General features: G+C 63.6%; 13 protein-coding genes. 8 read left to right on the forward strand and 5 right to left on the reverse strand.

Annotation, left to right across the window (positions count from 1 at the left end; all coding sequences use genetic code 11):
* Positions 1–130 precede the first annotated feature (130 nt).
* From C266_RS09095 to C266_RS09110, 4 genes are all read left to right on the forward strand, one after another.
* Complete coding sequence (locus C266_RS09095; protein ID WP_010808697.1) at positions 131–1,828, forward strand: methyl-accepting chemotaxis protein; 1,698 nt, start codon at positions 131–133, stop codon at positions 1,826–1,828.
* Between the two features lie 114 nt (positions 1,829–1,942).
* Positions 1,943–2,791 carry a protein-glutamate O-methyltransferase CheR gene (locus C266_RS09100; protein ID WP_010808698.1) on the forward strand — a complete coding sequence of 283 codons (849 nt, stop codon included), beginning with the start codon at positions 1,943–1,945 and terminating at the stop codon, positions 2,789–2,791.
* Positions 2,775–3,302 carry a chemotaxis protein CheD gene (locus C266_RS09105; protein WP_010808699.1) on the forward strand — a complete coding sequence of 176 codons (528 nt, stop codon included), beginning with the start codon at positions 2,775–2,777 and terminating at the stop codon, positions 3,300–3,302. Before C266_RS09100 ends, C266_RS09105 begins: the two co-directional genes overlap by 17 nt.
* The gene (locus C266_RS09110) at positions 3,299–5,017 is read left to right on the forward strand and encodes a chemotaxis protein CheW (RefSeq protein ID WP_010808700.1); all 1,719 of its coding nucleotides are present in this window, start codon (positions 3,299–3,301) and stop codon (positions 5,015–5,017) included. Before C266_RS09105 ends, C266_RS09110 begins: the two co-directional genes overlap by 4 nt.
* 81 nt (positions 5,018–5,098) lie before the next feature.
* On the opposite strand, the gene C266_RS09115 is transcribed toward C266_RS09110, so the two are convergent.
* The 4 genes from C266_RS09115 to C266_RS09130 all read right to left on the reverse strand — a co-directional run bounded on the left by C266_RS09115 (position 5,099) and on the right by C266_RS09130 (position 9,393).
* Entirely contained in the window at positions 5,099–6,280 is a 1,182-nt protein-coding gene (locus C266_RS09115) for a patatin-like phospholipase family protein (protein ID WP_010808701.1), read from the reverse strand.
* Positions 6,281–6,357: 77 nt separating this feature from the next.
* Entirely contained in the window at positions 6,358–7,155 is a 798-nt protein-coding gene (locus C266_RS09120; RefSeq protein ID WP_036662277.1) for a 3-hydroxybutyrate dehydrogenase, read from the reverse strand.
* Between the two features lie 156 nt (positions 7,156–7,311).
* Entirely contained in the window at positions 7,312–8,979 is a 1,668-nt protein-coding gene (gene ettA, locus C266_RS09125; protein ID WP_010808703.1) for an energy-dependent translational throttle protein EttA, read from the reverse strand.
* Between the two features lie 63 nt (positions 8,980–9,042).
* On the reverse strand, positions 9,043–9,393 hold the full coding sequence (locus C266_RS09130) for a 2Fe-2S iron-sulfur cluster-binding protein (RefSeq protein WP_306439169.1): 351 nt from the start codon (positions 9,391–9,393) through the stop codon (positions 9,043–9,045).
* A gap of 134 nt (positions 9,394–9,527) precedes the next feature.
* On the opposite strand from C266_RS09130, the gene C266_RS09135 reads away from it, so the two are divergent.
* The 4 genes from C266_RS09135 (at position 9,528) to C266_RS09150 (ending at position 12,091) form a co-directional block, all read left to right on the forward strand.
* Positions 9,528–9,914, forward strand: coding sequence for a nucleotide pyrophosphohydrolase (locus tag C266_RS09135; RefSeq protein WP_010808705.1), 387 nt, complete (start codon positions 9,528–9,530; stop codon positions 9,912–9,914).
* Between the two features lie 186 nt (positions 9,915–10,100).
* Positions 10,101–11,213, forward strand: a complete 1,113-nt coding sequence (locus C266_RS09140; protein WP_010808706.1) for a metallophosphoesterase — start codon at positions 10,101–10,103, stop codon at positions 11,211–11,213.
* Between the two features lie 121 nt (positions 11,214–11,334).
* Entirely contained in the window at positions 11,335–11,631 is a 297-nt protein-coding gene (locus C266_RS09145; RefSeq protein WP_010808707.1) for an acylphosphatase, read from the forward strand.
* 1 nt (position 11,632) lies between these two features.
* Positions 11,633–12,091 (forward strand): GNAT family N-acetyltransferase, encoded by a 459-nt coding sequence (locus C266_RS09150; protein WP_010808708.1) that lies wholly within the window; start codon positions 11,633–11,635, stop codon positions 12,089–12,091.
* Here C266_RS09150 and infA read toward each other — a convergent pair.
* A complete protein-coding gene (infA, locus tag C266_RS09155) occupies positions 12,088–12,309 on the reverse strand; it encodes a translation initiation factor IF-1 (RefSeq protein ID WP_010808709.1) in 222 nt (73 codons plus the stop codon). The genes C266_RS09150 and infA overlap by 4 nt on opposite strands.
* Between the last annotated feature and the right edge of the window lie 258 nt (positions 12,310–12,567).

The raw sequence follows: 12,567 nt of genomic DNA on the forward strand, positions 1-12,567 counted from the left end.
CAAGTTGCGTTTTGCGCTGTCGTAATCGGGTCTATAGAGGACTGCGCACCCATGATTGAACTCGCGCAGCATCCCTTTCGTGACGGCCGCACGACACGCGCCGGGGGCTAGCCTATAAGGGGAGAAGGTCATGGAAATCGCCACGCCTGAATTCCAAATGGAGCAGCAGGAACTACAAGCGGTCAGCGCCGCGCTCAATCGCGTGCAGGCCGTCATCGAATTCGACTTGCAGGGCCGCGTCCTGCATGCCAACGAGAATTTCCTGCGGACACTCGGCTACCGGCTCGATGAAATTCAGGGCCAGCACCACCGCATGTTCTGTGCGAGCGATTACGCGGCGTCTGGCGCGTATCTCGAATTCTGGTCCAAACTCGGTCGCGGCGAGTTCGACGCCGGCGAATACAAGCGCATCGGCAAAGGCGGCCGCGAGGTATGGATTCGCGCGTCGTACAACCCGGTATTCGACACCAACGGCGTGCCCTATAAGGTCATCAAGTTCGCCACCGACGTCACCGCCGACCGGGGACGTCAGGCCGAATTCGAAGGCAAGGTGCGCGCGATGGACCTCGCGCAGGCGGTCATCGAGTTCGATCTCGACGGCGCCGTCATCACGGCCAACGACAACTTCCTGAAGACACTGGGCTACTCGCTCGACGAAATTCGCGGCAAGCACCACCGTCTGTTTTGCGAGCCGGAGTATGCCGCCTCGCAGACGTATCACGACTTCTGGGCAAAGCTCAATCGCGGCGAGTTCGACGCCGGACGCTACAAACGCATCGGGCGCGGCGGCCGTGAAATCTGGATTCAGGCGACGTACAACCCGATTCTCAATGCGAACGCACGCCCCTACAAAGTGGTGAAGTTCGCCACCGACATCACACAGCAGGTCGAACTGGAGGCAAGCGTCAAGCGTCGCGCCGAAGACGACCAGCGCAAGGTCGCGCTGTTGCTCGACACGGTCAATCGTGCGGCAGCGGGCGATCTGACCGGAGACATCGCCGTCTCGGGCACCGAACCGATCGATCAGTTGGCCGGCGGCATTCGCCACATGATGGACGATTTGCGCGGCGTGATCGGCAAGGTGGTCAATTCGGCGGGCGAGTTCTCGGGCGCGTCGCGCGATATTGCCGAGCGCGCCAATACCGTGGCCACGGGTGCGCAGGCGCTCGGTGCGACGGTCGAAGAGATGAACGCGTCCATCGAAGAACTGACGGCGTCGATCAACTCGATTGCCGACAACACCAAGGGCGCCGATCAACTCGCCAAAGCGACTCAGCAGGAAGCCGAAACCGGCGCACGCGCCATCGCACGCTCGGTCGAGGCCATGGAACTGATCAACAAGTCGTCGGAAGACATCAGCGAGATCGTGAAGGTGATCGGCGAGATCGCCGGGCAGACCAACCTGCTCGCCTTCAATGCGGCCATCGAGGCCGCTCGTGCGGGTGAGCACGGACTCGGCTTCTCGGTAGTGGCCGACGAAGTGCGCAAGCTTGCCGAGCGCTCCTCGCAAGCCACGAAGGAGATTTCCAAACTCATCAACGAGTCGACCAAACGTGTGGCCCAGGGTAGCGAAGTATCACGGCAGGCGGGTGAGGCGTTCGAGAAGATCGTGGGCGGCGTGTCACGCACCACGCAGGCGATCTCCGAGATCTCGTGCGCGGCCGAAGAGCAACTCGTCGCCGCACGCGAAGTGAGCCTCGCCATTCAGCACGTCGCGGAAGAAACGGAAAAGTCCGCCGGCGCGTGCGAGACAATCGCGCAGGCAACGACCGGCCTCAATCAGGGCGCGGAGGAACTCGACCTCACCGTATCGCGATTCAAGGTGTAAGCACGATCTGGCGGTGACCTCGGGGCTTACGCCCCAGCCGCCCCCCCCAGCATCTTCCGGTTCTGACCGGCCGAGCGCACAGAGCCGGATCAACCGTCCGCCAAGAGGGCCCATATGGCAATGGAAATCGAAGCCGAGGCCGATCCCGGTACCCAGTTGGCACTTCTGCGTGCCGTTCACCGGTACACCGGCATCTCGATGAACGAGAAGAAGTGGACGATGTTGCAGGGACGGCTGCGCCCTCGCCTGCGCACGCTCTCGCTGCGCTGCTACCGCGACTATCTCTCGCTGCTCGAAAACACGCCCGATGAAGTGCGCAACTTCGTGAATCTGGTCACGACGAACGAGACCACGTTCTTTCGCACGCCGCGCGTCTGGGACTATTTCTCTGCGCATTACCTGCCGCGTTGGCACGCGTCCAATCCCGGGCGCCCCTTCCGGATGTGGTCGGCCGCCGCCGCTTCCGGCGAGGAGCCGTACTCTGCCGCGATGCTCTGCGAGGAATTTCGCGCACGGCACACCGGCTTTCAGTATCAGATTCACGCTACAGACATTTCGAGTCAGGTGCTGGCGGCGGCGATGGCCGGCAACTACTGCGGACGCAGCATCGACGGACTGAAACAGCAACGCCCGCCAATGCTGGCGAGGTACTTCCGCCCGAATGCCGGCGGCTTCGCCGTGGTTGCGGAATTGCGTTCGCACATGACATTTGCCGAACACAACCTGTACCAGCGCATGGCGCGTCGTGAGGCGTTCGATCTCGTGATGCTGCGCAATGTGCTCATCTATTTCGAAACGGCCGATCAGGAACGTGTTCTCGAGAACGTACGCCGCACGCTTGCCCCCGAAGGCGTGCTGATTGTCGGTGAATCCGAGTCGCTTGCGCGGCTCTCGACCGGCTATCGGTTTGAGCAACCGCTCATTTACCGGAATCAGGGAGCGTCAAATGGGGCCGTCGCATGACATTCAAGTGTTGATGGGCGAGGTGCGCATCGGGCGCGGCGAAGACGTGCTGCGCGCCACCCTGGGCTCGTGTGTGGGCATCGGTCTGATGTGGCGCGCGCGCGGGCTATATGGACTTGCCCACTGCCTGTTACCGGAAGCGCCGAATCCAACACTCGTCATCGGTGCGAAGTACGTCACGCAAGCGGTGCCTTCGCTGCTTGCGTTGATGAAGGCCGACGGCGCACGCCGCTGCGAGATCGAAGCCGTGATCGCGGGCGGCGGCAACATGATGCCGCACCAGCCGGCCGCCCGGCACGGGCTGATCGGCGTCGCCAACGCCAACATGGCGCAGGCGTTGATTGCCGAGACCGGTATTCCGATCGTGCATGTCGAGGTTGGCGGCGAGATCGGACGGCAACTCACCATCGACTGTGCGCATCACACGTTCTATGTGCGCACGATCGGCGCCAACGGGGGCGCTGCGGTGCCGCGTCGCCCCTCGCTTCGACTCGTGGGACGGGAATCATGAATGCACGCACGCCGGAATTTCCTTTGCTGCGTCACGACGCCATCGCGGGCACGACCGTGCTGCCGCCCACGGCGTCGCCCTATCGGGGATATGCAGGCTTCGGGCACGGTGTCGACGGCGGAGGCAACCGTAGTGCGGATTACGGCGCACCGTCCGCGCCTCGTCACGCTAACCCGGACGACATCGAAGTCTTCGGCTCGTTTCATCTGGGCGACGTCGAGTTCGCGCTGCCCATCGCCCCATTGCAGGAAGTGGTGAACTACCCAGAGCGCGTGACACCCGTACCGCTCTCGCCGCCGTTTTTACTCGGCCTCTTCAACTTGCGCGGCACCCTCATTCCCATCGTCGATCTGAAGCCGTTGCTCGCCATCGCGCCGGAGGCATCGACCGGAAACTTGCCCGTGAACGGGAAGATTGCCGTTGTCGACGTCGACGGCGTGCGCGTAGGGCTGCTGTTCGACGCGACGAGCGAGATCCTTCGCGTGCGCGCCTCGCAACGCACCGGGTTCGAGTACGCCCCGTCTCACACCGCGCCGCAGGTGATCTCGGGGGCAATCAAACTCGACGGCGGCGAGCGCATTCTCCAGATCCTCGCGCCGGGTGCGCTCGTCCATATCGAGAACATGCCGCAGTTGCTTGCGCGTCAGACGCTCGCCGCGCCGCAGCGCCGCCAGCAACGCCAGCGATTGCAGTGCGTGTCGTTCACGGTCGAACACTCACGCCTCGCGTTGCCGATGGGCGCGATTCGCGAAATCATCCGCATTCCCGAATTGCAGAAGTCGGCGCTCGCCGGTGTGTTTTGCGTTGGCATGCTCAATCTGCGCGGCACGGTCGTACCGGTCATCGACTTCGCTCAGTTCCTCGGGCTGCATGCGAGCCGCCCGGAGGCCGGCATCGCGGGCACGGCATCGGACCCGCGCCGGATTCTCATCGTCAAACAGGAACATGTGCACTTCGGTCTGCTGGTGGATGCCGTAGACAGCATCGTGACGTCCTTCGCCGACGAATTGCTCGCCATGCCGTCTTTCAGCGCCTCGCACGCGCAGCTTTTCTCGGGCTGCATCGTGCACGAACAGGCAGATGCAGACGATATCATGCTGCTCAACGCCGACCAGCTCTTCACGCACTCACAGGTGCTCGAACTTACTCACGGGCACCGCGAACTGTATCGGGAGACAGACAACGCGCCGCGCGCCAAAGCGGGCGATTCGGCCTGGAGCGGCACCGGCGCGAAATCGTCGCGCGGCACGCGCCACGCTTACGTATCGTTCCGATTGCAGCACATGCTGGCGGTGCGGCTGGACCAATTGCGCGAGATCATCCACGACTCGCCGGACGTGATGCCCGCCCCAGGCGCGCCGCCGTTCGTGCGCGGCATGCTCAATCTGCGACGCGAGTTGGTCACCATCGTCGATCTGCGGGCGCTGTACGGCATGCCGCCGCAAGACGATGCCCAAGCGCGCAAGATTCTCGTCATCGAACACGGCAGGGACAAATTCGGGCTGCTCGTCGACGCCATCGAGAACATCGTCACACTGGACGAAGCCGACAAGCTGCCGATGCCCGCCATGCTGCTCGGCCGGGCCACGCACGAAATGCGCAACGACATGCGCGAAGCCGTCGAGTTGCCTGCGGCAGACGGCGCCCAGCGCACGGCCATGCTGCTCGATCTGCAACCGCTCAAGTCGCGGCTGGAGGCAGCGCTCGCACAGTAGACGACGGCAATGCCTTGGCAGACGTGTTCAGCATGGTGCGGGCGCGGGGATCGTACGAGGTGGATGAGAACGCGGGCGGCGTCAGACGACTTCGTGACGATGAATGTCGTGCGTAATGAAGCCCGAGGCGCCGTTGGGCATCGCCAGCCACTCGGGATGCACAAGCGTACGCCGCACGTCATCGAGACCGCTCGCCCAGTGATCGAGCATGGTGGAGAGTCCGAACTGATAGTCCTTGTAGTGCCCCTCGTATTCCTTGTTGCGATAGATCAGTTGGATGACGTTATAGCGTTTGCTGCAAGCGATTTCTTCCGCCGCGTGGCACCACGGATCGCGCGCACGCACCTCCGCAGGCACTCGTTCCAGGACTTCGCGCAACACGCGACGATAGTGCTGCGCACGTTGGAGATTGTCGGTCACGAGACGCGTGCGGCTCGAGAACTGGATGTCTTTCTGCCGGTCGGCGACATCGTTCAGATTGTCGGGCAGCGGCCCGCGTGCACTCCATAAATCGACCTGAAACACCAGCGTGTCGCGACGCGGCGACGTGCCGAGCACTTCCGAGAGCGGCGTGTTCGACACGAGGCCGCCGTCCCAGAAATATTGGCCGTCGATCTCCACGGCGGGGAACCCCGGCGGCAACGCACCGGACGCCATGAAGTGCTCCACACGCAGCACTTCGCGTGTGTTGTCGAAATAGACGAAGTTGCCCGTGTGCACGTTGACGGCGCCCACGGACACCCGAATCTCGCGCGAATTGATACGGTCGAAGTCGACGAAGCGCTCCAGCGTACTGCGCAACGCCGACGTGTCGTAGTAGCTCGCATGCGCCGGATCGCCCATGGCGGTGGGCAGCGGTTGTGGCCAACGCGGCGTGAAAAAGCCCTTCTGACCTTCGACCATGGCGCGCCACGCCTGCCATGCACTGTAGGCAATGCGCCCCGACTCGGGGCCATTGAGGATGGCCGCTTCGAGCGGTGCCGGTAGTGGCGGGAATACGGCGGGCTCGCAGATCGCGCGCCAGAACGCCTCGAGCTGCGCCACGCGACGCTCCGGCGCATTGCCCGCAATGACGGCAGTATTGAGTGCGCCGATGGAAATACCCGCGACCCAGTTGGGTGCAATGCCGGCTTCGAACAATCCGGCATACACGCCCGCCTGATAAGCCCCGAGTGCCCCGCCGCCCTGCAAGACGAGTGCAACCGTCTCGTAAGGCGGCAGATCGATGGCGCGTTTGGGGACTGTCGGCGGATTGGCCGTCATGACCGTTCTCCTGAGACTTGCTGCTGACTTGGGGGCAGCGCCGGCACGAGACGGCCGGCGCGGGTGAAACCTGCGGCTTACTGCATGAACCAGCCGTGGCTCACCACGAACGACTGGCCCGTGAACGCGGCTGTCGGGAAGGTGGCGAGGAAAAGCGCGGTTTGCGCAACGTCGTCGACCGTGGTGAACACGCCGTCGACCGTGCCGCCGAGCATGACCTTCTTGACGACCTCGTCTTCCGAAATGCCCAGTTCCTTGGCCTGCTCCGGAATCTGCTTGTCGACGAGCGGCGTGCGCACGAAGCCCGGGCAGATGACGTGCGAGCGCACGTTATGCTTCGCGCCTTCCTTGGCGAGCACGCGGGCGAGTCCCAGCAAGGCGTGCTTGGCCGCCACATAGGCCGACTTCAGCGGCGACGCCTCATGCGAGTGCACCGAGCCCATGTAGATGACGATGCCGCCCCGGTCGTCCTTGTACATGTGCTTGAGCGCCGCCTTGGTGGTGAGGAATGCACCGTCCACGTGAATGGCCTGCATCTTCTTCCAGTCGGAAAACGCGTAGCTCTCGATGGGATTGACGATCTGGATGCCCGCGTTCGAGATCAGGATGTCGACCGAACCGAAGGTGGCGGCCACCTTGTCGATGCCGCTGTTCACCGCCTCTTCGCTGGTCACGTCCATCGCCACGCCGATGGCGCGGCCGCCGGCCGCCTTGATCTCTTCGGCCACGGCGTCGGCCCCCTGCTGGTTCAGATCGGCAATCGCCACGGCCGCGCCGGCGCGCGCGAGCGTGAGTGCGATTTCCTTCCCGATGCCACTGGCCGCACCGGTGACCACGGCGACTTTCCCATTCAACTGATTCACTGACTGGCTCATTTGCACACTCCTGATTCGTCAAGATGGCGGTTCATGCCGCGCACTGCGCGTCGGCATGGCACGTCGAACACGGGTTGCGGCCGGCAGGCCTGATGCGGCGAACCTGCCGAGCCACCGTTCAAACAGAAAAGGCGCCTTGCGGCGCCTTTTCCTGCGTTACCGCGCGATCGGCTTGTAGCGGATTCGCTTCGGTTTTGCTCCCTCCTCGCCGAGGCGTTTCTTCTTGTCCGCCTCGTACTCCTGATAGTTGCCGGGGAAGAACTCGACGTGCGAGTCGCCTTCGAAGGCCAGAATATGCGTGGCGATACGGTCGAGGAACCAGCGATCGTGCGAGATGACCATCACACAACCGGCGAACTCGAGCAGCGCGTCCTCGAGTGCACGCAAGGTTTCGACGTCCAGATCGTTCGACGGTTCATCGAGCAGCAACACGTTGCCGCCGGAGATCAGCGTCTTGGCCATATGCAGACGGCCACGCTCGCCGCCCGAGAGCGAACCGACCTGCTTCTGCTGGTCGGAGCCCTTGAAGTTGAAGCGGCCGATATAGGCACGCGACGGCGTTTCGTACTTGCCCACCGTCAGCACGTCGGCACCGCCCGAGATCTCTTCGAACACGGTCTTGCTGCCGTCCAGTGCGTCGCGGCTCTGGTCGACGTAAGCCATCTTGACCGTCGGCCCGACCTTGATCTCGCCGCTGTCCGGTTGTTCGCGGCCCGTGAGCATCTTGAAGAAAGTCGACTTACCGGCGCCGTTCGGGCCGATGATGCCGACGATCGCGCCCGGCGGCACGGTGAAGCTCAGGTCGTCGATCAGCAAACGGTCGCCGAAGGCCTTCGACACGTTCTTGAACTCGACGACTTCGTTGCCCAGACGCTCACCCACCGGGATGAAGATTTCCTGGGTTTCGTTGCGCTTCTGATATTCCTGGCTGTTGAGTTCGTCGAAACGGGCAAGGCGCGCCTTCGACTTCGCCTGACGGCCCTTCGGATTCTGACGCACCCACTCCAATTCCTTCTTGAGCGCCTTCTGACGAGCCGACTCGGTCGACTCTTCCTGCTTCAGGCGCTGTTCCTTCTGGTCGAGCCAGGAGCTGTAATTGCCCTTCCAGGGAATGCCGTGACCGCGGTCGAGTTCGAGAATCCACTCGGCGGCGTTGTCGAGGAAGTAGCGATCGTGGGTGACGGCCACCACGGTGCCCGGGAAGCGTGTGAGGAATTGTTCGAGCCAGTCGACCGATTCGGCGTCCAGGTGGTTGGTCGGTTCGTCGAGCAAGAGCATGTCCGGCTTCGAGAGCAGCAGACGGGCCAATGCCACACGACGCTTTTCACCGCCCGAGAGCACACCGATCTTGGCGTCCCACGGCGGCAGGCGCAGCGCGTCGGCGGCGACTTCCAGCGTTTGCTCGATGTTGTTGCCGTCGCTCGCGGCGAGAATCGCTTCGTACTTGGCTTGTTCGGCGGCTAGCGCATCGAAGTCGGCGTCCGGTTCGGCGTATGCCGCGTAGATCTCGTCGAGCTTCGTGCGCGCTTCGAACACTTCGCCCATGCCGCCTTCCACCGCTTCGCGCACCGTCTGTTCCGGATCGAGTTGCGGTTCCTGCGGCAGATAACCGATATTCAGGTTCGCCATCGGGATCGCTTCACCCTCGATCTCCTTGTCCACGCCCGCCATGATCTTGAGCAGCGTCGATTTGCCCGAACCGTTCAGGCCCAGCACGCCGATCTTGGCACCCGGGAAGAACGACAGAGAGATGTCCTTGAGGATGTGACGCTTGGGCGGCACGATCTTGCCCACGCGGTTCATGCTGAATACGTACTGTGCCATTCGGCTTTCCTGATCCTGAAACGGTTATGACGGCTCGAAGGCGAGCGCCAGATAGCGGCAAGTTTAACAAAGCGCGGCGTCAGGCGCGTCGATGACGAGGTCGGCACGCGCATACGCGCAGCACGGCAGCAGCCAGCCCTGTCCCTTCTCTTCACGCGACAACCCTGGCCATTCGATGCGGTAGGCCACCGGCGCTGGCTCACCGCCGGTTTGCGCCTGACACAAACACGCGCGGCAGGTGCCGTTGCGGCATAGGCTCGGCAGCTTGAAACCGGCGGCTTGCGCCGCGAGCAGAATCGGTGTGCCGGCCGGGGCGTCGAACTGCCAGCCCGACGGCATGAGCGTGACACGGTAACGGGCCGGCTCGGGCGTTTCGATAGGCGGGGCGACGGGGCCGGGGGAAGCGCTGTCCAAAGGAAACGGGGTCGGAAGTGATCGGGAGGGTGCACGGCGCGTCTTGCGCCAACGCGCTACCATACCTCGTTCCAGCGGCTTTTTGTCGCGTCCCCGAGCCCGCCTGCGGCCGTCACCTCCGAATACCGTCTCCCATGTCCGCTGCCCCCAAGGATTCTGCCGTCTCCGGCGACGCCGATGGCCAAGCCGGGCCCGCCCGCCTCGTCGATACGACCGGGCTGGAAGCCGCCCTGCACACGTTCGCCGACGCGCGCGACTGGCATCGATTCCACACGCCGAAGAACCTTGCGATGGCGTTATCCGTCGAAGTCGCAGAGCTGGTCGAAATCTTTCAATGGCAAACGGACGCCGAGGCCAAGGCCGTCATGCAAACGAGCGAGGCCCGGCATGTGGAGCAGGAACTGGCGGATATCGCCATGTATCTCGTGCGGCTGTCGTCGGTTCTGGGCGTCGATCTGAACCGCGCCGTATCCGAGAAGCTCGTGATGAACGCGCAGAAGTACCCGGCGCCGCAAGGGTAATGTCTCGCGCGCCCTTGCAATTGCGCCCCGCGCCCGCATAACGGCTACGTCGGCCTCGAACGCCTATCAGACAACACTATGTCGCAACCCTTACACGCCTCGCAGGTATCGCAGCCCTCGTCCGGTGGCGCTCACGCGCACGGCAAGTCGTCGCGACGCACATTACCCGCACGCCCTCGCTGGTTGATGCTCGCTATCATCGCGTTGTTGCATGCATACATCGGCTGGCGCCTGCTCCCGCCGCTACCGGTTGGGCTCGGCTGGAAGGTGCTGGGCGGCATGTGGCTCGCCGCCTCGACCGTCCTGATTCCGCTGGGCCTGATGAGCCGTGCCATCCAGCGAGAGCCGCTCGCGACATTGCTGACATGGACCGGCATGACGGCCATCGGCGTCTTCTCGACGCTATTCGTCCTCACGCTGCTGCGCGATGTCGTGCTGGGCGTGGCGATGGCCCTCTCGGCACTCGACGCACAGCTCGTCACCCGTTCTGCGGTCATCGTGCTGGGGCTCACCGCGTTGTCCACCCTGCTGGGCTTCTACAACGCGCGACGCCTCGCGCGCGTGGTCGACGTCGACGTTCCCATCGCGAACCTGCCGCCCGAACTCAAGGGTTTCACCATCGTCCAGTTGAGCGACATTCACGTCAGTTCGACGATTCGCCGCCGTTACATCACGGCCATCGTCGAAGCCACCAACGAACTCAAGCCGGATCTCGTCGCCATCACCGGCGATCTGGTCGACGGCGGCGTGCCTGCCTTGCGCGATCACATTGCGCCACTCGCCCAGCTCACCTCGCGCCACGGCACCTACGTGTGCACAGGCAACCACGAGTACTACTCGGGCGCACCCGCCTGGGTCGAGGAGTTGCGACGCATCGGCCTGACCGTGCTCGAAAACGAACACGTCGTGCTCGACCACGAAGGCGCGTCGCTCACCGTAGCGGGCGTGACGGACTTCACCGCACACCATTTCGACCCGGAAAAACGCAGCGACCCGCTCGCTGCCATCGCCGGAGCCCCCGACGGGGTGCCCCGCCTGTTGCTCGCCCATCAGCCGCGCAGTGCGTCGGCGGCACAGGAAGCCGGCTTCGATCTGCAACTCTCCGGACACACACATGGCGGACAATTCTGGCCGTGGATGTACTTCGTGCCGCTGCAACAGCCGTACGTGCACGGCCTGCACCGGCTCGGCCGCCTGGCGATCTATGTGAGCCGGGGCACGGGCTACTGGGGACCGCCCAAGCGGTTCGGTGCGCCCTCGGAGATCACACGCCTGCGTCTGGTGCCCGGCACGGCGTGAGCGGCAACGCCGCATTCGTGAATCAGGGCGAGGGCAACCGTCACGCGATGACGCTACAATCGCCCAGCCCCGAAAACCCGTCTTTCGCTTTCTCGTACCCGTTCTCCCGCTGCTCGCTGCCATGAAGTCACTCCTGCCCAGTACCTCGCTCGAAACCGTAGTCGTCCGTTTGCGCGGCAAGATTCAGGGCGTCGGCTATCGTCAGGCGGCGGTGCGTGAGGGTCACCTGATCGGCGTACGCGGCTGGGTGCAGGCCCTGCCCGAGGGCGACGTTCTCGCCACAGTGCAAGGTACGCCCGATCAGGTCGACAAGATGCTCGAATGGATGCGGCACGGGCCGCCCGGCGCGCACGTAATGGAATTCGAAAGCGAGGTGGAATACACCGGCCGCCGTTTCGACCGCTTCGAACAGCTCTGACATGAAAACACCTACGCCCAGCACTCGTCAGGCCATCGACAGCGATGCACCGCGTATCGTCGCGCTGCTCGCGCAACTGGGCTACGACACGCCTCTGGACATCGTTCGGCGGAATATCGCCCTGTCAGCGGCGAATGGCGACGACGCAGCCTTCGTCGCAGTCGACGAGAACGCTCAGATCGTGGGATGCATGGGTCTGCACGCACTCACCATGTTTCATCTGGCGGGGCGGCTGGGGCGCATTACGGCGCTGGTGGTAGAGGAGAATGTGCGAGGCTCGGGCGTCGGGCACGCGCTGATGGCGGCCGCTCACGCATGGTTCAACGAGCGGGGGTGTGAGAAATTCGAAGTGACGAGCAGCGACCACCGGGTCGCCGCGCATCGCTTCTATGCGCGGCATGGCTATGCCCGCGATGGGCAACGACTTGCGCGCAAAAGCCAGACGTCTTCGCTGACTTAATTCTTGTGACGGTAGTTGATGCGGCCCTTGCTCAGGTCATAGGGCGACATTTCCAGCGTCACGCGGTCACCCGCCAGAATGCGGATGCGGTTCTTCTGCATGCGGCCGCTCGCATATGCCATCACTTCCACGCCGTTTTCGAGCGTGACGCGAAAGCGATTGTCCGGCAGCACATCCGAGACGTGTCCGCTGAATTCGATCAGTTCTTCCTTGGCCAATATCGTATCCTCTTGTGGGTGCCGCTCGCGAGGGCGCAGCACCGGTGTTACTGAAGGTTCGTTCGCCAATACCTTCGCCGCACCCTGTCTTTGACGGAGTGCACATCGAACGCCAAAAGGAGCCTACCCAGTGGACCGGCCATGAAGGCATGACGGCGCACCGAAAAGCGGCGATGGTTCGAAGGAGCAAGGCACATTGCGGCAGTGCCACAATGACGAGCAGTGCGTGTCGGGAGGGCGAAGACCGTGGGGTCCGCG

The organism is Pandoraea sp. SD6-2 (assembly GCF_000389825.1).
Lineage (GTDB): Bacteria > Pseudomonadota > Gammaproteobacteria > Burkholderiales > Burkholderiaceae > Pandoraea > Pandoraea communis.